Source organism: Dryocola clanedunensis (assembly GCF_038405435.1).
Taxonomy (GTDB): domain Bacteria; phylum Pseudomonadota; class Gammaproteobacteria; order Enterobacterales; family Enterobacteriaceae; genus Dryocola; species Dryocola clanedunensis_A.
This window is the reverse complement of record NZ_JBBYHZ010000014.1, coordinates 24,856-43,605: the sequence shown is the minus strand read 5'-3', so window position 1 is coordinate 43,605 and position 18,750 is coordinate 24,856. Positions and strand designations below refer to the sequence as shown.

The following is an 18,750-nucleotide window of genomic DNA, read 5'->3' as shown; positions in this document are numbered from 1 at the left end:
TACGCGTTGAGGACTGGGCCGTCTGACACACGTCTGCACAAGGAATGCTCCGAGTTCCCGGGCAAGCCCGCGCTTAGCTCCTATACTTGATGTCTATGTCAATCAAACAGGAGCGAAAGCATGACCATTCATAAGAAAGGGCAGGCCCACTGGGAAGGTGATATTAAGCGCGGTAAAGGCACGGTATCTACCGAAAGCGGCGCGCTAAAACAGCAGCCGTACGGTTTTAATACCCGCTTTGAAGGTGCCGCCGGGACTAACCCGGAAGAGCTTATCGGCGCGGCCCACGCGGCCTGTTTCTCAATGGCTCTGTCGTTGATGCTGGGTGAGGAAGGTCATACGGCGGAAAGCATTGATACGACAGCCGACGTCTCGCTGGACAAAACGGACGGCGGATTTGCCATCACTAAAATCGCCCTGACCAGCAACGTCAAAGTGCCCGGCGTGGACAGCGCGGCATTTGATAAAATCATCCAGAAAGCGAAAGCCGGCTGCCCGGTATCCCAGCTGATCAAAGCTGAAATTACGCTGGATTATAAGCTTAACTAACTCTCTCCCCATTGCCTCCTGAGTTTTCAGGGGGCTATACGTCTTGATTTTCTCTCTTCCCAATCTCGTTGTTTAATATGGTTTTTTTGCTGCTATTTCTCTGTTATGGAAAGCACGCCGCAAAACGTCAACTTCCTTTTAGATTGTCTTTCCTGACCCCCCGTTAGCTGAATTAGCATATTGGCGGAATAACCGTTCTGGTTGCAAAATAGGTATTGACACCTGTTGCTTAAAAGCTACAATTTGAGGGTTCAGGGATGAAAAGACTTCGCTATTTCAAAACGCTCCGTGGCAAAGAGCCGTTTAAAGAGTGGCTAAGGGTACTGAAAGATCCGGTTGCAAAGACGAAAATTGTTATGCGTCTTGACCGCCTCAGTTTTGGTAACCCTGGCGATCATGCGCCCTGTGGCAGTGGGGTATGGGAATTAAGAGTCGATCAGGGGCCGGGCTACCGTATCTACTATGCCTTAGAAGGCCAGGAAATCGTTCTGATCTTACTCGGCGGCGATAAAAGAAAGCAGCAGGCGGATATCAATCAGGCGGTAGCCTGGTGGGAACAGCATCAGAAAGGAAGAGAGTATGACCTTTAGCGATCATGACCAGTTTGTCATCGAAATGCTTCGTGACGACCACAGTTTTGCCGTTGAGTATCTGAAAGAGGCGCTGGCGGAGCTTGATAAAGAAGATGGCGAAGCGCTGTTTCTGCTGGCACTTCGTCGTTTAGTCGAAGCGCGCGGTGGGATTTCAAAAATTGCCCGGGCAGCCAATCTGAACCGGGAAACGCTCTATCGCACGCTATCTGAACGCGGCAATCCGACCATCAGCACCACCAAAAAAATTTTTCACGCCGCAGGCATCCACTTCTCTGAACTGACGGGGCATGTTTAATCCTTTGTGTTGTCAGTAACCCGCCTTGCGGCGGGCCAGGAGTAAGTATTCAGCAACCCTAAAACCCAACCGCCATAGAGGACTGCGGGGAAAGAATCTCCTTCAGGCCTTCGCGCACCAGCAGCTCGGGGCTGATATCCGCGATGGTTTTTGCGCCCGTCAGCGTCATCGCCACCCTCATCTCTTTCTCAATCAGGTTCAGCAGATTGGCGACGCCCGCCTGGCCATGGGTTGCCAGCGCATACAGATAAGCGCGGCCCAGCAGCACCGTATCCGCGCCCAGCGCAATCATGCGCACCACGTCCAGCCCGTTGCGGATGCCGCTGTCGGCCAGAATAGCAATGTCACCTTTCACCGCGTCGGCAATGGCGGGCAGGGCGCGGCAGGATGAAAGCACGCCATCAAGCTGGCGGCCGCCGTGGTTCGACACCACGATGCCATCGGCACCAAAGCGCACCGCGTCTTTTGCATCCTCCGGATCGAGAATACCCTTGATGATCATCGGGCCGTCCCAGAACTCGCGGATCCACTCCAGATCGCTCCACGAAATAGACGGATCAAAGTTATTTGCCAGCCAGCCGATGTAGTCTTCCAGCCCGGTGGGTTTCCCCAGATAGGTGGAAATATTCCCCAGGTCGTGCGGACGGCCATTCACCCCCACGTCCCACGCCCACTGTGGATGCGTGACCGCCTGCCAGTAGCGGCGCAGCGCCGCATGCTGTCCGCTCATGCCCGAGTGCGCATCCCGGTAACGCGCGCCGGGCGTTGGCATATCGACGGTAAAGACCAGCGTTGAGCAACCGGCCGCTTTGGCCCGTTCCAGCGCGTTGCGCATAAACCCACGGTCTTTCAGAACGTAAAGCTGGAACCACATTGGACGGTCAATCGCCGGGGCCACCTCTTCTATCGGGCAGACGGAAACGGTGGAAAGCGTAAAGGGAATGCCTTTAGCCGCAGCGGCCTTTGCTGCCTGAACCTCTCCGCGTCGGGCGTACATGCCGCACAGCCCAACCGGTGCCAGCGCCACCGGCATAGAAAGCGTTTCGTTAAACAGCTTTGTCTCCAGACTCAGCGCCGACATGTTCTTCAGCACCCGCTGCTTAAGCGCCACCTCTGCAAGATCTTCTACGTTGCGGCGAAGGGTATGTTCGGCATAGGCGCCCCCGTCGATGTAGTGGAACAGGAACGGCGGCAGGATGCGCTGCGCGGCGGCACGGTAGTCGGATGAGGCTGAAATAATCATGAGTTCTTTTCCCTTGTAGCGTCGGTATCTTCATCCGGCAGGCGGGTGATGCGCGCCTGCCGGGCTTCGTCTTCGTGCAGGGTTTTGATCGTGCGGTGCACAAAACCAAGGTGCGTCCTGGCGGCCAGGCGCGCGCGCTCGGGATCGCCTGCCAGAATGGCCTGCAATAGTTCGTTATGTTGTTCAGTCAGCCCGGCAAAAATAGCCGGAACGGTATACATGCGCTGGCGGCTGTGCATCACGGAGGATTGCAGCAGGTCGAAGAAACCACGCATGGTCTGGAGCAGCACAATGTTGTGTGAGGCTTCGGCAATGGCGAGATGAAACCGCACGTCGGCCTGGGCGGCCAGGTCCGGATCGTCGCTTTCTTTAAACGCTATCGTCGCGTCGAAGCAGGCAACCAGCTTTTCTTTGTCGGCTGGCGTGGCGCGAATGGCTGCATACCACGCGGTGCTGGCCTCAATCGAATGGCGCGCTTCTAAAATGTCGTAGCGGTAGTTGGGGTCGTCTTCGACCAGCGTTTTCAGCGGCTGCACGATGCGCTGTTCGGACCACGCCTGCACTTCATATCGCACAAAGGTGCCGCCGCCCCGGCGGCTGATCAACACGCCTTCGCTGATGAGCTTCTGGATTGCCTCCCGCACGGATGACCGTGAAGCCCCCATCTCTGCGGCCAGCTGCCGCTCGGCGGGCAACCTCATGCCCGCTTCGAGATTACGCTCGCTAATCAGCGACTTCAGGCGTTCTGCAAGCCGGTCCGCCAGGCGAGGCTGAACCGTCATGATGGGATCATCCAGGTCAGCACGTAGGCCTGTAGCGTGGTGATCACCCCGACCATGCAGGTGAAGATCAGGCTGTGCTTAACGGTAAAGCGGAACAGGTCGGACTCTTTCCCCACCAGGCCCACCGCGGCGCAGGCAATGGCGATGGACTGCGGAGAAATCATCTTGCCGGTAACCCCGCCCGTGGTGTTCGCCGCGACCAGCAGCAGATCGGAAACCCCAATCTGCTGGGCCGTGGTGGCCTGAAGGGCGGCAAACAGGGCGTTGGAGGAGGTATCCGAGCCGGTGAGAAACACGCCAAGCCAGCCGAGGAACGGTGAGAAGAAGGTAAAGGCATGGCCGGTATGGGCCAGCGCCAGCGCAAGCGTTGCGGACAGGCCTGAGTAGTTGGAGATAAAGGCGAAGGCCAGCACCATCCCGATAGAGTAAATGGGCAGCGCCAGCTCTTTCAGCGTCTCGCCAAAGGTTTCGACCGCGGCTTTTGGCTTCATGCGCAGATAGATAATGGAAATCAGTGCCGCCACCAGAATCGCCGTGCCGGTTGCCGAGAACCAGTCGAATTTATAAACCGCCGCATAGGCCACGCTTTCGGCCACTACCGGCGGCATTTTGGCGACCAGCTTATCAAGCAGCGGAACAGATACGTTGATCACCCAGTCGGCCAGCGCGCCGCCAGGTGCGAAGAGGGCCTTGAACGGCGGCACGCTCCAGATTGTGACGGTGGCGGTCAGGAAGATAAACGGCATCCAGGCGCGTACAACCTGGCCCAGAGTGTAATTTTTGCGGGCCAGCGTCTGGTCGGTCACCGACGCGCCGACGTCGCCGAAGCGGAAAATGCGCACGGGCTTCCAGACCCGCAGGAAAGCGGTCAGGCACACCAGCGATACCAGCGAGGAAATAATGTCCGGAAGCTCGGGGCCGAGGAAGTTAGAGCTGAGGTACTGGGCAACGGCAAACGAGCCGCCGGCCACCATCACCGCAGGCCACGTCTCTTTTATCCCGCGCCAGCCGTCCATGATCGCCATGATCCAGAACAGCACGATAATCGTCAGGAAGGGCAGCTGGCGACCTACCATCTGGCCGATCTGAAAGCTGTCCAGCCCGGTGACCTGGCCCGCGACGATAATCGGGATGCCCATGGCGCCGAACGCCACGGGGGCAGTATTCACAATCAGGCATAAACCGGCCGCGTAGAGGGGGTTGAAGCCCAGGCCAACCAGCAGCGCGGCGGTAATGGCGACGGGCGCGCCAAACCCTGCGGCACCCTCAAGGAATGCGCCAAACGAGAAGCCGACAATCAGCATCTGCAGCCGCTGGTCCGACGTTATGGACAGAATCGACGAGCGGATGATGTCGAACTGCCCGGTTTTCACCGAGATTTTATAGACGAACACCGCGGCGATAATAATCCACGCAATCGGCCACAGGCCGTAGAAGAAGCCATAAACCACCGACGCCAGCGCCCGTTCTGCGGGCATCCGGTAGAAGAACAGCGCCACCAGCAGCGCCAGGCCAACGGTGAACGTTGCTGCCAGGTAGCCTTTCATGCGCAGCTTAATCAGTGCAAAAAAGAAGAACAGGATGGGCAGGGCGGCGACCAGGCTGGACAGCCAGATATTGCCAGCCGGATCGTAAACTTGTTGCCAGACTTGCATGCAGGTATCTCCGGAACGTGACGTGCTTATAATTATTTGCCAGATTGGTAGGACCAAACGGCTTATGTAGGGTAATTGATGGCTTATGGTTAACTTTATGTTAATCGCGGGCAACATTGTTGTTGGTATTTTTGCCGTAATCCACAAAGTGGTCACGTTTTGAAGAGGATTGGTAGGACCAATAGGACGGGCACAGGGGGAGGCGAAGCGTCATTCACCGGACTGCTCTGGCAGATGACGCAGATGAGTTTTCGGCCTAAGCGGTTTGCGTTCTCAGGAACTGCCGCCGCCAGCGTCCGATATCCACGGCCATAAACAGCAGCAGGCTAACGCCCATCACCGGCAGTGCGTAGCCCAGCAGTATGGCGATGAGCAGCACGGCGATGCGCAAGGCTGTCGGCAGCGCGAGCCACGCCTGGCTAACCGTTTGAGCGGGGTTACTTGCCGGGGCGACCGGGCGGCGCAGCCACCACATTCGGTAGCCCAGAATAATCATGGCGCACAGCCCGAGGCCGAAGGCGGCCAGCAGGAGCTGGTTCGGCAGCCCGAACAGCACGCCCATATGGGCATCGATGCCCCAGCGGGTCAGTTTGGCAACGAGCGGGAAATCAGCAAAATGCACGGTGTCGATGACGCTGTAGTCCAGCGGATTGACCGCCACGCTATCCACGTGAGTCGGCCAGGATCTGTCTATTTCCGTTACCGTCCAGGCTTTATCAGCCGCGCGCGGCGGGCGGATCTCCAGTTTGTCGGAGGTAAGGCCTGCCATTCGCCCCGCATGCAACACGCGGTCCCAGCTTTCATCCGGTGCCGTCGGCATCGCCATGCCGTGCATCATGCCATGGTGTTCCGCGTGGGGATCGTTGTGCTGCATACCTGCATGAAGCTTAAGCGAGGTATTCACCTGCGGCGTCAGCCAGCCCAGCTCGCTGCGCAGCCTGTCGATATTGCCGCCCGCCCACTGGGACCAGGTCAGCCCGGTCGCGGAGAAAAACAGCAGCCCGAGCAATAGCGCCGCGCCCAAAGCAATGTGCCAGCGCCGGGCTTTAACCTTCGGGGTATCCCGCACTTTTACCTTTCTTTTCGGGCGGGAGGTCAGCCAGAGCGCTATTCCGCCAAGCGCCGCCAGCCACAGCCAGGATGCGGCCAGCTCGCTGTACAGCCTGCCCGCATCGCCCAGAAGCAGGCCACGATGAAACCGATCGATCCAGGTCCGCAGCGGCAGCACGCCGCTGGTGCCGTAGACCGTCATATCGCCCGTAACGGCTAACGTGGAAGGGGAGATAAAAACGGCGCGGGATTCCGACTCGCCCAGCGCCGGGTCGCTAAACTGAACGCGGGTAGTCTCGCCAGGTCCCGGAGCAGGACGTACCGCATAAAGCTGAGCATCTTCGCCGATATATTGCCGCGCAGCGTTAATTTGTCGGGAAAGAGGCTGCTTCTGGCCGCTATCGTGGGTGCGTAAAGCGTCATGATAAAGCGCGTTTTCAATCTGCGGCGTCAGCACATACAGCGTGCCGGTAAGCGCCGCGACGAAGATAAACGGGCCGACAAACAGGCCGATATAGAAGTGCAGGCGACGCAAAAGCGTCAGCAGCGCGCCGCGCGCGGCGAGCTGAGGTTGGGAAACAGACATAGTTATCCTGTGGCATAGCCATAACGTTAAAGGAAAGGTGTTTTAACGATGCGGTGCCGCAGGAGGGGCGCGGGGAAGGGCTTCGGCGTCATCATGCTGAGGCAGAAGCGGGGCGATAACGGGAAGGGGGGGCGCTCGGGTCACCCGCGAGGCCTGCCAGAGCAGAGGGATAAACAGCCAGACAATCAGCGGCACGTGCAGCAGGAGCTGACAGTAGCCGCAGGCGATATCATCCATCAGCGATGCGCCCACGCCGGGAAGCAGATGGGACGTTGCTGGCATCTCCATCAGCGGCATCTCCATCATCATATGATGTTCCATGCCCTGATGTTTCGTTCCCGCACGCTGATGCTCCAGTGATTTTGAAATCACCGGGGCGATAAACAGCATCAGCATCGCCAGCAGGGCGAGGGCCGAGGGCCATTTACAGCGAGAGAAAGAGAACAGAGAAGGCAAACGGGTTTCCCGCACGATGATGGAATGTTGCAGGATTGTACCCGTGGGCGGGTGTTTTGTTAAAACTTTCTGAGCAGGCTTATAGCCGCCGCTTAAGTAGCGCTGCTTCCAGTTCAGAAAGCCTGGCGGGCGCAGCATATCCCGTTAGCTGGCGGTTTGTTTTGCTGGCATTAACGATACCCACTCGTTCAAGCTGGCGCAGATCTGCCCGGGCAGTATTATCAGATACGCCAAGCGCTGCGCTTATCTCGGCGGCGGTAAATATTTTGCCAGGGCTAATCAACACTATGCCCGCCAGCGCCCATTGCCGCGAGGTCAGTTCACGAATGACGCCTGACGCTAAAAGCACGCGCTCTACGGCGTTTCTTCTGTCAGTGACCTCGGCGATATAACCGCAGTAACGTTCAATGGCGCGGCTGACTATTTGCGCCTGATAGTCGAGAAAATAGATCATATCCATACCGTCACTTTCTGTGAACTGACAGGAATGCGCATACTTAACGGGAGCTGCGTGGAGCAGACTACTGATCGAGATAAACCTGAATGCGTCATAACCGTAGCGCAACATTGACCAGTAAAATAACGCACGGGCCGTCCTTCCGTTGCCGTCGTTGAAGGGATGTTCATGTGCCAGCATGAAATGAAGCATGCAGCTACGGATAAGGGGATGAATATAGGGACCCTCGACGCGGTTATACCAGTCGCAGACGGCTTCAAGGCGCTCTTCAAGATCCTCCGCTGCGGGAGGCTGGTGGGGGATGTTGCCATCGTAATCGGCAATGACCACGTCATCCTTTACGCGCAGCTTTCCCGGCTGGTATTTTTGGTCATTAATATTCTGCATACCCGTTGCATGGAACTGGCGAATTAACCCAACGGAGAGCGGCTCGTCGAAATGATGAGGGATTTCGGCCATCAGGCGGGCATTCCCCAAAATCATCTGCTCATCTTCGGTGCGTGCGGTTCTGCCTGATTCGAGCATTTTTCTCGCCACGAGCGTGGTCGTGGCGGCGCCCTCCAGCAGGCTTGATGAAATTGGCTCTTCCAGATCCAGCGGCTCGAGGAAATGACGGGCCGCCCGCAGCGGTTCGTGCTGGGCCTGAAGCGCAAGCCGCGTCGTGTGGGTATCGACCATGGCGCAGGCTTGTGACATAGCAGGCGTAATATTAAAGCCTGCCTGCTGCTGGCGCTCGCTAAACCATGGGATTGTCATCATCGCCGCATCCCTTGCGCTTCTGGTTAATGACCAGGCAACAACCGGGATATCCGCGCGCTTCAGGCGATGCTGGAATTCGTCAAAGGGGAGATAGCGACCTTTGCCATCGATAACCTGATGATAGTGGTAATGAGCGGCGAGCTGCTCAGACGCTATCGCTGACAAAGGAATGACCTTTGGCGGAGGCTTTATCATCTAACTATCTCAAAATAACGGAAAGTTGAGGTGGTTTAACGCTGTCTATAAAAAGAGCAAGGCTTAACCCGCCGCAGCGGGTCGCAAAACTGCCGCAGGCCATTATTTTGTGTAATGGTCGTCGGTAACCTGCTCCATCCACTCCACCGGGCTACCGTCGAGCGATTCGGCGATGGCGATGTGGGTCATGGCGGTGTCCGGCGTTGCGCCGTGCCAGTGCTTGACGCCCTCCGGGATCCAGACGATATCGCCCTGGTTAATTTCGCGGGTCGGGCAACCCCACTCTTTCAGCCATCCTCTTCCCTGGGTCACAATTAAGGTTTGCCCCAGCGGATGAGAGTGCCAGGCCGTGCGTGCGCCGGGTTCAAAGGTAACGGTAGCACCGCCGGTGCGGGCAGGGGGAGTGGTGTGGAAAGGAGCATCGATGCGGACTTTACCGGTGAAATAGTTTTCCGGGCCGGTCTGAGAAGGCTGCGAGCCAGCGTGGATAATTTTGAGTTTCTCGTCCATTTTTTCCTCCATTTCGGCATTTACTGCCGGGTTTAACAGGGGTAACACAGCGGCAGAAGCGACGTGCGTTAAGTTTGAAGTATAGGAAACAAGTTCCGGCGTTGAATGAACAAAGACTTTACCGACATTTCGCCGCCGCGATTAGACCGTTAAAAACGCAAGGAGCTATGAGTTGAGCTCATAAATGGCGGTATACTTATCCAGGCCGCTAACTCCACAGAGAACCCGCATGTTAAAAGAGAACTTCAACGATCTGATTTCCTTTCTGGTCGTCGCGCGCGAGCGTAGCTTCACCAAGGCGGCTGCCAAGCTTGGCGTCTCGCAGTCGGCGTTAAGCCACGCCATACGCGGCCTGGAGGAGCGGCTTGAGCTGCGTCTGTTGACCCGCACAACGCGCAGCGTCGCGCCAACCGAAGCCGGTGAAAAGCTGGTAGAAAGCCTCGGTCCCCGTTTTGCGGAGATTGAAAGCGAGCTGGTCGCTCTGAGCGAAATGCGTGAACGCCCGGCGGGGAACATCCGCATCACGGCGGGTGAGCACGCGGTGGATTCCGTGCTCTGGCCGGTGCTGAAATCTTTTTTAACTGACTACGACGATATCAAAGTGGAGATCACCGTTGATAACACGCTGACGGATATCGTCAGCGAGCGGTTTGACGCCGGGATCCGCCTCGGGGAGCAGGTAGCCAAAGATATGGTAGCGGTGCGCATCGGCCCGGACTTCAGCATGGCCGTCGTCGGCGCACCGGACTATTTCGAAAAATATGGCATACCGCAAACGCCGCAGGATCTGCAAAACCATAGCTGTATCAATATGCGCCTGCCGACCATGGGCGGCCTGTACGCGTGGGAGTTTGAACGAGATGGGCGTGAACTGAGAGTGCGGGTTGACGGGCAGCTTACGTTTAACAGCCTGCGCCAGCGAGTGGATGCCGCCGTAACGGGATTTGGCCTGGCCTATGTCCCGGATGATTCAGTCAGCGAAGAGCTGGCGGACGGCCGCCTGATCCGGGTCCTCACCGAATGGTGCGAACCGTTCCCGGGCTACTACCTGTATTACCCAAGCCGGAAGCAGCACACTACCGCGTTTGCGCTGTTCGTTGAGGCGCTGAGGTTTAAACGTTAAAAATCCCGGTCGCAAGAGGCGTACCGGGATGTTTGATCATTTACCCACGCGGCTCTGTAGCTCAGCAGGATAACGAGCACCCTGAACTTCAATGTTTGCCAGCGCCGCCTCGATGTTTTTCAGCTCCGTCGCGGTTAACAGCACCGCTGCGCCGCCCAGGTTTTCTTCCAGACGATGCAGTTTGGTTGTGCCCGGAATAGGCACGATCCACGGTTTCTGGGCCAGCAGCCAGGCCAGGGCGATTTGGGCCGGGGTGTTGCCTTTCTCTTTCGCGATATTGCCCAGCACGTCGACCAGCGTCTGGTTTGCCCGGCGGGCTTCCGGGCTAAAGCGCGGGACTTTATTGCGGAAATCCGAGCTGTCGAACGTTGTGCTTTCGTTGATGGCGCCGGTCAGGAAGCCTTTGCCTAACGGGCTGAAGGGCACAAAGCCGATACCCAGCTCTTCCAGCGTCGGTATGATTTCTGCTTCCGGCTCGCGCCACCATAATGAATACTCGCTTTGCAGGGCGGTAACCGGCTGTACCGCATGAGCGCGGCGGATGGTCTGCGCGCCAGCTTCTGACAGGCCGAAATGTTTTACCTTCCCTTCCGCAATCAGCTGTTTGACCGTTCCGGCAACGTCTTCAATCGGCACGTTCGGGTCAACGCGGTGCTGGTAAAGCAGGTCGATGGTTTCAACCTTAAGGCGACTGAGCGAGCCTTCCACCGCTTTGCGGATATGCTCCGGGCGGCTGCTGAGGATTTGTGCGCTGTCCGGCTGCGGTAGATCAAAACCAAACTTGGTGGCGATGACTACTTTGTCACGCACCGAAGCCAGCGCCTCGCCAAGCAGGGATTCATTGGTGAACGGGCCATAAACTTCTGCGGTATCGAAGAAGGTTACGCCCTGGTCTACCGCCGCATGAATCAGGTTAATCGCCTGTTTTTTGTCGGTCGCCGGGCCGTAGCCAAAGCTCAGCCCCATGCAGCCAAGACCCAGCGCGGACACCTCTAAACCACTTTTACCTAACTGACGTTTTTGCATTGTTCTCTCCGGGAAGTACTCAGGTTGGCGGTAACTCTAGCCGCCGTGGGGCCGGGTGACTATGCGTTGAATCCGCTTGAGCTTATGAGAATGATTCATAAATGGAAGATGCTACGCAGTGGCTCATCGCAAAATGTAATAACTTGCCCGGATGCGTTATGCCGCTTCCAGAACAAAAACATTCTTTAAAATAAGGAATTAACAAGATCGTTTCGCGTGATAGTTTTCGCCCATTAAAGGACATTGAGGCACGGATGCCATGCAGGATAAAACCACGACGATGCCGCATGACGCGATATTCAAGCAGTTTTTAACGCACCCGGAAACGGCCAGGGATTTTCTTGAAATTCATTTGCCTGAGCACCTGCTTGAGGTATGCGATCTGAATAGCCTGCAGCTGGCTTCAGGGAGTTTTATCGAGGAAAAGCTGCGCGCTTATTACAGCGATGTCCTTTATTCCCTGAAAACAGAAACGGGTGACGGCTATGTTTATGCGCTGATTGAACATCAAAGCTCGCCGGACAGGCATATGGCCTTTCGCCTGATGCGCTACGCCATTGCCGCAATGCAGCGCCATCTGGATTTGGGTAATGAGTCCCTACCGCTGGTTATTCCCATCCTCTTCTACCATGGAAGAACATCGCCCTATCCCTGGTCTATGAAGTGGCTGGAAAATTTTGACGCCCCAAAGCTTGCCTGGCGGCTGTACGGCGGCGAATTTCCACTAGTGGATGTAACGGCGATCCCCGATGACGAAATCATGAAGCATCGCCGGGTTGCCATGCTCGAACTGCTGCAAAAACATATTCGCCAGCGTGATCTCGCCAGCTTGCAGGAGAAACTTATTGCGTTATTATTGAGCGGGTTTACAACCGGGCGTCAGTTGGATGCTGCTATTCACTATATTTTTCGCAGTGGGAATATCAGCGAGCCAGTAATATTCTTCCGGAATCTCACAGCTGGCATACCAGAACATAAGGAGGCGTTAATGACTATTGCGGAATGGCTGGAGCAGAAGGGCAAGCAAAAAGGTATTTTAGATATCGCCACCCGCCTAATAAAAATGGGGATGCCTGTGGCGTTCATCCTCGAAGCCACAGGCTTATCAGAAGAAGAGCTGAAACAGCTCCAGCAGCCATAAAAAAAGAGCCGGTGCAAACCGGCTCTCGTAATTACCACCCGGGATTTAAAGCCCTTCGGTACTCTCTTTTTTCGCTTCGCGCGCTTCAACTTCACGATACCAGCGAGGATGGTGCTTCTGCGCCCAGCGGCGGCTGACCTTGCCGACGATCATGCCTTTAATCGATCCCTTCACCCAGAACGCCATATACATATGGATCAGGATGGCGTGGATCAGAATAATGGCGACCGTGGCGTGGATCAGCAGGCTGTAGCGCACGACTTTCATCGGGAAGAAGTCGGCGAAATAAGGGCGCCAGATAATCACCCCGGTCACCAGCAGCACAAAAATCAGGCTCATGATGGACCAGAACATCATCTTCTGCCCGGCGTTATATTTGCCGACCTTCGCGACTTTATGCTCGTTGCCCTTCAGCACTTCAACAATGCCTTTTACCCACGGAATATCGTGCTTATCAGGAATGTTGTGCTTCACGAAGCGGGTGAACATAAACATCAGCGCCAGGAAAATCAGCACCCCAAAGAACGGGTGCAGGATGCGGCCCATCTGCGGCGTGCCGAAGGTTTCCGTCAGCCACTGCAGCGTCGGGAAGAACAGCGCGATGCCGGAGAGCGACACGAGGAAGAAACAGATCACCACCGTCCAGTGACAGGCCCGGTCGACAAATTTCGTCCTGACAATCATCTTGCTCTTCTTAGTCATGATGCTCTTCCTCGTCTTCATCCACCTCTTCGTTTGGCCCAATCCCCACGTAGTGGAAAATCAGCCCGGCAAAGGTCGCAATAAAGCCTGCCGCCGCCAGCGGTTTGAGCAACCCTTTCCACAGATTGATTGGCGTATCAATTTGCGGATCTTTTGGCAGGTTGTGGTACAGCTCCGGCTGGTCCGCATGGTGCAGCACATACATGACGTGCGTGCCGCCCACGCCCTGCGGGTTATAGACGCCCGCGTGCTCGTAGCCACGTTTTTGCAGCTTCGCGACGCGCTCGTCCGCCACTTCCAGCATCTCTTTCTTGCTGCCGAAGTGGATAGCCCCCGTCGGGCAGGTTTTTACGCAGGCAGGCTCCTGGCCGACGCTGACGCGATCGACGCAGAGCGTGCATTTGTAGACGCGGTTATCGTCTTTATTCAGGCGCGGAATATTGAACGGGCAGCCGGCAATACAGTAGCCGCAGCCAATACAGTGTTCCGACTGAAAATCGACGATGCCGTTGGCGTACTGGATGATCGCCCCGGCGGACGGGCAGGCCTTCAGGCAGCCCGGATCCGCGCAGTGCATGCAGCCGTCCTTGCGGATGAGCCACTCCAGCCTGCCGTTCTGCGTCGTTTCGCTAAAGCGCATCAGCGTCCAGGATTTGGCGCTCAGGTCCGCGGGGTTGTCGTACACCCCGACGCAGTGACCCACTTCGTCGCGGATATCGTTCCACTCCGAGCAGGCGACCTGGCAGGCCTTACAGCCGATACAGCTGGAGACGTCGATCAGCTTGGCGACTTCTTCCTTGTAGTCACGCGCCTGCGGCGGTGGCGTCATGGCGTTAGTGGCCGAACGCTTGAGAATATCCTGAGATTGCATGGACATGAGTTCGCTCCTTACGCCTTCTCAATGTTGACCAGAAACGCCTTGTACTCCGGCGTCTGCGAGTTGGCGTCGCCAACGGATGGCGTCAGGGTGTTCGCGAGGTAGCCCTTGCGCGCCACGCCCTCAAAGCCCCAGTGCAGCGGAATACCCACGGTTTCCACTTCCTGCCCGCCCGCCAGCAAAGTTCGCACGCGCTGGGTGACCACCGCTTTGGCGCGGATAAAGCCACGCTTGCTGCTGACTTTCACCATATCGCCGTTGGCAATGCCTTTGGCGTCTGCCAGCTTCTCGCTTATCTCCACAAACTGCTCCGGCTGCATGATGGCGTTAAGCCGTGCGTGCTTGGTCCAGGTGTGGAAATGCTCGGTCAGGCGATAGGTTGTGCCCACGTACGGGAACTCCTCGCGCTTGCCCATGCGCTTCGCGTCGGCTTCATACAGGCGCGCTGCCGGGTTCGAGATAACGTTCGGGTGCAGCGGGTTGGTGCCCAGCGGCGTTTCAAACGGCTCGTAGTGCTCCGGGAACGGCCCTTCCGCCATTTTGTCGATGGCAAACAGGCGGCCCACCCCTTCCGGCTGCATGATAAACGGCCCGACGCCGCTGCCCGGTGGGGCAGTGTTGTAGTCCGGGATATCGTTGCCGACCCACTTCGTGCCGTTCCACTCGATAAGCATGCGTTTTGCATCCCACGGCTTACCCTGTGGATCTGCCGAGGCGCGGTTGTAGATGATGCGGCGGTTGAGCGGCCACGCCCAGGCCCAGCCCAGCGTATTGCCGAGGCCGGACGGATCGCTGTTGTCGCGGTTCGCCATCTGGTTGCCGTTACGCGTCCAGCTTCCGGTCCAGATCCAGCAGCCTGAAGAGGTGGTGCCGTCGTCGCGCAGCTGGGCGAAGGAGTCGAGCAGCTCGCCTTTTTTCACCAGCAGCTTGCCCTCGGCGTCAAAGAGATCGGCAAGGGCATAGCCGTTGCTCTCTTTGGCCACTTCTTCAGACTCCGGCCCGTCCGGCAGCTTGTAGTTCCAGGTCATGTTAAGCACCGGATCCTGAGCAACGCCGCCCTGCTGACGGTAAAGCGTGCGCAGGCTGTGGAACAGGCCGGCCAGGATCTCGCCGTCGTTGCGGGCTTCACCCGGCGCGTCGGCCCCTTTCCAGTGCCACTGCATCCAGCGCCCGGAGTTGACGATGGAGCCATCCTCTTCCGCAAAGCAGGTGGAAGGCAGGCGGAACACTTCGGTCTGGATCTGCGTTGGATCCACGTCGTTTGACTCGCCGTGGTTCTGCCAGAAGTTAGACGTTTCGGTCACCAGCGGATCGATAATCACCAGATACTTCAGCTTGCTGAGGCTGGCGACCACCTTGTTTTTATCCGGGAACGAGGCGACCGGGTTGAAGCCCTGGCAGATGTAGCCGTTGACCTCACCTTTGTCCATCATATTGAAATAGTTCAGGACGTCGTAGGCCTGGTCCCACTTCGGCAGCCAATCGTAACCCCACTGGTTTTCCGCGGTGGCGGCATCGCCCCAGAAGGTCTTCATCAGGCTGACGAAGAATTTCGGATAGTTGCCCCAGTAGTTAACCTGACCCGGCTGCGTGGCTTTTGGCGTGTTGGCGGCCAGATAAGCCTCGAGGGAGTCATGCTTCTCTTTCGGCAGGGTCAGATAGCCCGGCAGGCTGGTGGACAGCAGGCCCAGATCCGTCAGCCCCTGGATATTGGAGTGGCCGCGCAGGGCGTTCACGCCGCCGCCCGCCATGCCCATATTGCCCAGCAGCAGCTGGATCATCGCCATGGTGCGGATGTTCTGCGATCCAACGGAGTGCTGCGTCCAGCCCAGCGCGTAGAGGAAGGTGGTCGTACGGTCGGCGGCGCTGGTGGAGGCCAGCACTTCGCACACCTTGAGGAAATCCTCCTTCGGCGTGCCGCAGATATGCTCAACCACGTCCGGCGTGTAGCGGGAAACGTGCGCTTTGAGCAGGTTCCACACGCAGCGCGGATCGGTCAGCGTATCGTCGCGTTTCGCAAAGCCGCTCTCGTCGAACTGGTAGTTCCAGCTGGTTTTGTCGTACTGGCGTTTTTCGGCGTCGTAGCCGCTGAACAGGCCGTCATCAAAGCTGAAATCTTCACGCACCAGCAGCGCGGCGTTGGTATAGTTTTTGACGTATTCGGCGTTGATCTTGCCGTTTTCGATCAGGTAGAGGATCACGCCCGACAGGAAGGTAATGTCGGTGCCGGAGCGGATCGGCGCATAGATATCCGCCACCGAAGCGGTGCGGGTAAAGCGCGGATCGACCACGATAAGCGTGGCGTCGTTGTTGTTTTTGGCTTCCATCGCCCAGCGGAAGCCGACCGGGTGGGCTTCAGCGGCGTTGCCGCCCATCACCATCACCACGTTGGCGTTTTTGATATCAACCCAGTGGTTGGTCATCGCACCGCGACCAAATGTTGGAGCAAGACTTGCTACCGTTGGTCCGTGTCAGACGCGCGCCTGGTTATCTACCGCTAACATGCCCAGCGAGCGGGCAAACTTCTGCGTTAACATGCCGCTTTCGTTGCTGGAGGCCGAGGCGCACAGCATGCCGGTGGAGAGCCAGCGGTTCACCGTGACGTTCTGCTCGTTCTTCTCGATGAAGTTGGCGTCGCGGTCTTCTTTCATCAGGCGGGCAATGCGCGCGAAGGCGTCTTCCCAGCTGATGCGCTGCCACTTGTCGGAACCCGGCGCGCGGTATTCAGGGTAGCGCAGGCGATTTTCGCTGTGGACGTAGTCCAGCAGGCCCGCGCCTTTCGGGCAAAGCGCCCCGCGGCTCACCGGATGGTCCGGGTCCCCTTCGATATGGAAAATGCTGGATTTGGCGTTCTTCGCGCCGTCACCCAGGCTGTACATCAACAATCCACAGCCTACGGAACAGTAGGTACAGGTATTGCGGGTCTCTTTTGCGCGCAGCAGCTTGTAGTTGCGCACTTCCGCAAGTGCCGCCGTTGGAACGAGTCCCAACATCGCGGCCGTTGTGCCTGCCATTCCGCCGGCGCAGATTTTAAAGAATCTTCTGCGACTGACGTCCATCTTAACCTCATTGGTATGACGAATTAACGACGGTGAAAATAGCAGCCAGGCGGGGGGGGATATTGAGTGAAATCAAATCGCTAACGAATGGGTAAAGAAATACTCCTTAAGTGGTGCTTCAGCATCAGGCCCGGTAACCATTTTGGGCGTGTGGGTATAAAAAGGCTGGGTAGGGCGGACAGGCGAAAGCACTATCCGCCCCGGTGGGGTTAATCGGTGTTCCAGATGGCGCAGTGCTCGCGCACCAGCTCCGTCAGCAGGCCGCCTTCGGCGATAAACTGGCGGATTCGGCCGGTATCGCTGTCATTCTGGCGCACATACCTGGCAATCTCTTCCAGCGTCTGCGCCCCATTCAGCTCTGCGGCGTAGGGGGCAAGGGTGTCGAGCAGGGAAAGCAGATCTTCGGCAATAGTGCGCTGTTCCCCGCTGCGGACATCGGTCAGCGTGCCGTCCAGCCCAAAGCGGCAGGCCTGAAAACGGTTAAAGCGGTACAGCAGATAATCCTCTGAGCGCGGCACGAACGGGCGTTCCGCCAGCAGCCAGTGGGCGATGGCCTGAATAAACCCGGCGATGTTCACCGCCCGGCTGAGGGTCAGCGGCGTGTCCATGACCCGCACCTCCACCGTGCCAAATTTGGGGCTGGGGCGGATATCCCAGTGCAGGTCTTTAATGGACTGCACGATGCTGCTGGTTTCCAGCTTTTGATACATCCACAGGAACTCCTGCCAGCTGCTGACGAAGGGCGCGTGGCCGTTATCCGGGAAGGCAGAGAAAATATTCAGGCGGGACGAGGCGTAGGTGGTGTCGTGGCCCTGAATGTAGGGAGAGGAGGCGGAGAGGGCGATAAAATGCGGCACGAATCTGGACAGCCCGTGCAGCAGGTAAATGGCATCCTCTTCATTATCGCAGCCGACGTGAACGTGCTGGCCGAACACCGTCGCCTGCTTCATCAGGTAGCCGAACAGCTCCAGGTTATGGTTGTAGCGTTCGTTCTGGCAAACCTCCTGCCGCTGCCATTTCTGCCAGGGGTGCGTGCCGCCGCCGCAGATTGCCAGATGGTGAGCGTCTGCCGCCTGCATTACCCGGTGGCGTAAATCCCTGAGCTGGGTATGCGCGTCCTCCACGTCTTTGCAAACGCCGGTGGCAATCTCCAACATGCTCTCGGTGATATCGTGCTTCACCTCGCCGACGCTGACCCGATCCTTCACCTCTTTGATAAGCCGCGACGAGTCCTGGCTAAGGTCAAAGGTCGGCGGGCTGACTATCTGCATCTCCAGCTCGATGCCCAGCGTGAAAGGATCGGAATGCGCAAAAGAGGTAAGAGGCATAGGGCTATCCCATTAAACGTGTTGGATTTATGGGGTAAGTATAGTTGTACAGCAACGCTATGAGAGCCCGGAAATGTTCCGTTTACCTTTATTCCCGCTCTACCGAAAACCACCGCTTCCACACGAAGCGAATCACGAAATACTCCACCGCGCCCAGCGCCAGAAACCAGATGCAGAAAATAATGGTGTAGAGCTGGTTCAAATCCAGCAGATGGAAGGTGGCCATCAGGCGATGCGCCAGCGTCAGGGTGAGCATCGGGGCGGGCAGCAGCAGGCAGGAGAAAAAGGCCAGCAGCAGGATGCCGCCCGCGCTCATCAGCGTTTCAAGGGGATGCTTCATCTTGTTAATTTCACGTTAAAAACC

The 18,750-nt window shown here is 57.4% G+C and carries 17 protein-coding genes and 1 pseudogene; 5 read left to right on the top strand and 13 right to left on the bottom strand.

Annotated features, from left to right (window positions below; all coding sequences use genetic code 11):
* The first annotated feature begins 120 nt into the window (after positions 1-120).
* From AAE045_RS20935 to AAE045_RS20925, 3 genes are all read left to right on the top strand, one after another.
* On the top strand, positions 121-549 hold the full coding sequence (locus tag AAE045_RS20935) for an OsmC family protein (RefSeq protein WP_455427292.1): 429 nt from the start codon (positions 121-123) through the stop codon (positions 547-549).
* A gap of 257 nt (positions 550-806) precedes the next feature.
* Positions 807-1,139 (top strand): type II toxin-antitoxin system RelE/ParE family toxin, encoded by a 333-nt coding sequence (locus tag AAE045_RS20930; RefSeq protein ID WP_455549343.1) that lies wholly within the window; start codon positions 807-809, stop codon positions 1,137-1,139.
* Positions 1,129-1,437 carry a helix-turn-helix domain-containing transcriptional regulator gene (locus tag AAE045_RS20925; protein ID WP_455549342.1) on the top strand — a complete coding sequence of 103 codons (309 nt, stop codon included), beginning with the start codon at positions 1,129-1,131 and terminating at the stop codon, positions 1,435-1,437. Before AAE045_RS20930 ends, AAE045_RS20925 begins: the two co-directional genes overlap by 11 nt.
* Positions 1,438-1,495: 58 nt before the next feature.
* Here AAE045_RS20925 and lldD read toward each other — a convergent pair whose 3' ends face one another.
* The 7 genes and pseudogenes from lldD to AAE045_RS20890 all read right to left on the bottom strand — a co-directional run bounded on the left by lldD (position 1,496) and on the right by AAE045_RS20890 (position 9,130).
* Entirely contained in the window at positions 1,496-2,680 is a 1,185-nt protein-coding gene (lldD, locus tag AAE045_RS20920) for an FMN-dependent L-lactate dehydrogenase LldD (RefSeq protein WP_455549341.1), read from the bottom strand.
* Positions 2,677-3,462, bottom strand: a complete 786-nt coding sequence (gene lldR / locus AAE045_RS20915) for a transcriptional regulator LldR (protein ID WP_455549340.1) — start codon at positions 3,460-3,462, stop codon at positions 2,677-2,679. The genes lldD and lldR overlap by 4 nt, the downstream gene beginning before the upstream one ends.
* On the bottom strand, positions 3,459-5,117 hold the full coding sequence (gene lldP / locus AAE045_RS20910; protein WP_455549339.1) for an L-lactate permease: 1,659 nt from the start codon (positions 5,115-5,117) through the stop codon (positions 3,459-3,461). The genes lldR and lldP overlap by 4 nt, the downstream gene beginning before the upstream one ends.
* Before the next feature lie 283 nt (positions 5,118-5,400).
* Positions 5,401-6,753: pseudogene (locus AAE045_RS20905) on the bottom strand (PepSY-associated TM helix domain-containing protein); the annotation flags it as partial.
* A gap of 42 nt (positions 6,754-6,795) precedes the next feature.
* Positions 6,796-7,347, bottom strand: a complete 552-nt coding sequence (locus AAE045_RS20900) for a DUF2946 domain-containing protein (RefSeq protein WP_455549338.1) — start codon at positions 7,345-7,347, stop codon at positions 6,796-6,798.
* Positions 7,289-8,620: a Fic family protein gene (locus AAE045_RS20895; RefSeq protein WP_455549337.1), complete on the bottom strand. Its 1,332-nt coding sequence runs from the start codon at positions 8,618-8,620 to the stop codon at positions 7,289-7,291. The genes AAE045_RS20900 and AAE045_RS20895 overlap by 59 nt, the downstream gene beginning before the upstream one ends.
* A gap of 102 nt (positions 8,621-8,722) precedes the next feature.
* A complete protein-coding gene (locus AAE045_RS20890) occupies positions 8,723-9,130 on the bottom strand; it encodes a (R)-mandelonitrile lyase (protein WP_455549336.1) in 408 nt (135 codons plus the stop codon).
* 229 nt (positions 9,131-9,359) lie between these two features.
* On the opposite strand from AAE045_RS20890, the gene AAE045_RS20885 reads away from it, so the two are divergent.
* Positions 9,360-10,253, top strand: coding sequence for a LysR family transcriptional regulator (locus tag AAE045_RS20885; RefSeq protein ID WP_455549335.1), 894 nt, complete (start codon positions 9,360-9,362; stop codon positions 10,251-10,253).
* A gap of 36 nt (positions 10,254-10,289) precedes the next feature.
* On the opposite strand, the gene AAE045_RS20880 is transcribed toward AAE045_RS20885, so the two are convergent.
* Complete coding sequence (locus AAE045_RS20880; RefSeq protein ID WP_455549334.1) at positions 10,290-11,279, bottom strand: aldo/keto reductase; 990 nt, start codon at positions 11,277-11,279, stop codon at positions 10,290-10,292.
* 259 nt (positions 11,280-11,538) lie between these two features.
* On the opposite strand from AAE045_RS20880, the gene AAE045_RS20875 reads away from it, so the two are divergent.
* The gene (locus AAE045_RS20875) at positions 11,539-12,420 is read left to right on the top strand and encodes an Rpn family recombination-promoting nuclease/putative transposase (protein ID WP_455549333.1); all 882 of its coding nucleotides are present in this window, start codon (positions 11,539-11,541) and stop codon (positions 12,418-12,420) included.
* 45 nt (positions 12,421-12,465) lie between these two features.
* Here the strand turns inward: AAE045_RS20875 and fdnI are convergent, their stop codons facing one another.
* The 5 genes from fdnI to AAE045_RS20850 form a co-directional block, all read right to left on the bottom strand.
* Positions 12,466-13,122 carry a formate dehydrogenase-N subunit gamma gene (fdnI, locus tag AAE045_RS20870; protein WP_455549332.1) on the bottom strand — a complete coding sequence of 219 codons (657 nt, stop codon included), beginning with the start codon at positions 13,120-13,122 and terminating at the stop codon, positions 12,466-12,468.
* Positions 13,115-13,999, bottom strand: coding sequence for a formate dehydrogenase subunit beta (fdxH, locus tag AAE045_RS20865; RefSeq protein ID WP_202306708.1), 885 nt, complete (start codon positions 13,997-13,999; stop codon positions 13,115-13,117). Before fdxH ends, fdnI begins: the two co-directional genes overlap by 8 nt.
* Positions 14,000-14,010: 11 nt before the next feature.
* Positions 14,011-17,058: a formate dehydrogenase-N subunit alpha gene (gene fdnG / locus AAE045_RS20860; RefSeq protein WP_455549331.1), complete on the bottom strand. Its 3,048-nt coding sequence runs from the start codon at positions 17,056-17,058 to the stop codon at positions 14,011-14,013.
* A 209-nt stretch (positions 17,059-17,267) separates the two neighbouring features.
* The gene (locus AAE045_RS20855; protein ID WP_455549330.1) at positions 17,268-18,386 is read right to left on the bottom strand and encodes a YbdK family carboxylate-amine ligase; all 1,119 of its coding nucleotides are present in this window, start codon (positions 18,384-18,386) and stop codon (positions 17,268-17,270) included.
* An 88-nt stretch (positions 18,387-18,474) separates the two neighbouring features.
* Positions 18,475-18,726 (bottom strand): DUF1158 domain-containing protein, encoded by a 252-nt coding sequence (locus AAE045_RS20850; RefSeq protein WP_455427310.1) that lies wholly within the window; start codon positions 18,724-18,726, stop codon positions 18,475-18,477.
* Positions 18,727-18,750 lie beyond the last annotated feature (24 nt).

What these genes read in the sequence shown, in the direction of transcription:
- AAE045_RS20935 (WP_455427292.1), top strand. Translation starts at nt 121, where the DNA reads ATGACCATTCATAAGAAAGGGCAGGCCCACTGGGAAGGTGATATTAAG.
- AAE045_RS20930 (WP_455549343.1), top strand. Translation starts at nt 807, where the DNA reads ATGAAAAGACTTCGCTATTTCAAAACGCTCCGTGGCAAAGAGCCGTTT.
- AAE045_RS20925 (WP_455549342.1), top strand. Translation starts at nt 1,129, where the DNA reads ATGACCTTTAGCGATCATGACCAGTTTGTCATCGAAATGCTTCGTGAC.
- lldD (WP_455549341.1), bottom strand. Translation starts at nt 2,680, where the DNA reads ATGATTATTTCAGCCTCATCCGACTACCGTGCCGCCGCGCAGCGCATC.
- lldR (WP_455549340.1), bottom strand. Translation starts at nt 3,462, where the DNA reads ATGACGGTTCAGCCTCGCCTGGCGGACCGGCTTGCAGAACGCCTGAAG.
- lldP (WP_455549339.1), bottom strand. Translation starts at nt 5,117, where the DNA reads ATGCAAGTCTGGCAACAAGTTTACGATCCGGCTGGCAATATCTGGCTG.
- AAE045_RS20900 (WP_455549338.1), bottom strand. Translation starts at nt 7,347, where the DNA reads ATGCTGCGCCCGCCAGGCTTTCTGAACTGGAAGCAGCGCTACTTAAGC.
- AAE045_RS20895 (WP_455549337.1), bottom strand. Translation starts at nt 8,620, where the DNA reads ATGATAAAGCCTCCGCCAAAGGTCATTCCTTTGTCAGCGATAGCGTCT.
- AAE045_RS20890 (WP_455549336.1), bottom strand. Translation starts at nt 9,130, where the DNA reads ATGGACGAGAAACTCAAAATTATCCACGCTGGCTCGCAGCCTTCTCAG.
- AAE045_RS20885 (WP_455549335.1), top strand. Translation starts at nt 9,360, where the DNA reads ATGTTAAAAGAGAACTTCAACGATCTGATTTCCTTTCTGGTCGTCGCG.
- AAE045_RS20880 (WP_455549334.1), bottom strand. Translation starts at nt 11,279, where the DNA reads ATGCAAAAACGTCAGTTAGGTAAAAGTGGTTTAGAGGTGTCCGCGCTG.
- AAE045_RS20875 (WP_455549333.1), top strand. Translation starts at nt 11,539, where the DNA reads ATGCAGGATAAAACCACGACGATGCCGCATGACGCGATATTCAAGCAG.
- fdnI (WP_455549332.1), bottom strand. Translation starts at nt 13,122, where the DNA reads ATGACTAAGAAGAGCAAGATGATTGTCAGGACGAAATTTGTCGACCGG.
- fdxH (WP_202306708.1), bottom strand. Translation starts at nt 13,999, where the DNA reads ATGTCCATGCAATCTCAGGATATTCTCAAGCGTTCGGCCACTAACGCC.
- AAE045_RS20855 (WP_455549330.1), bottom strand. Translation starts at nt 18,386, where the DNA reads ATGCCTCTTACCTCTTTTGCGCATTCCGATCCTTTCACGCTGGGCATC.
- AAE045_RS20850 (WP_455427310.1), bottom strand. Translation starts at nt 18,726, where the DNA reads ATGAAGCATCCCCTTGAAACGCTGATGAGCGCGGGCGGCATCCTGCTG.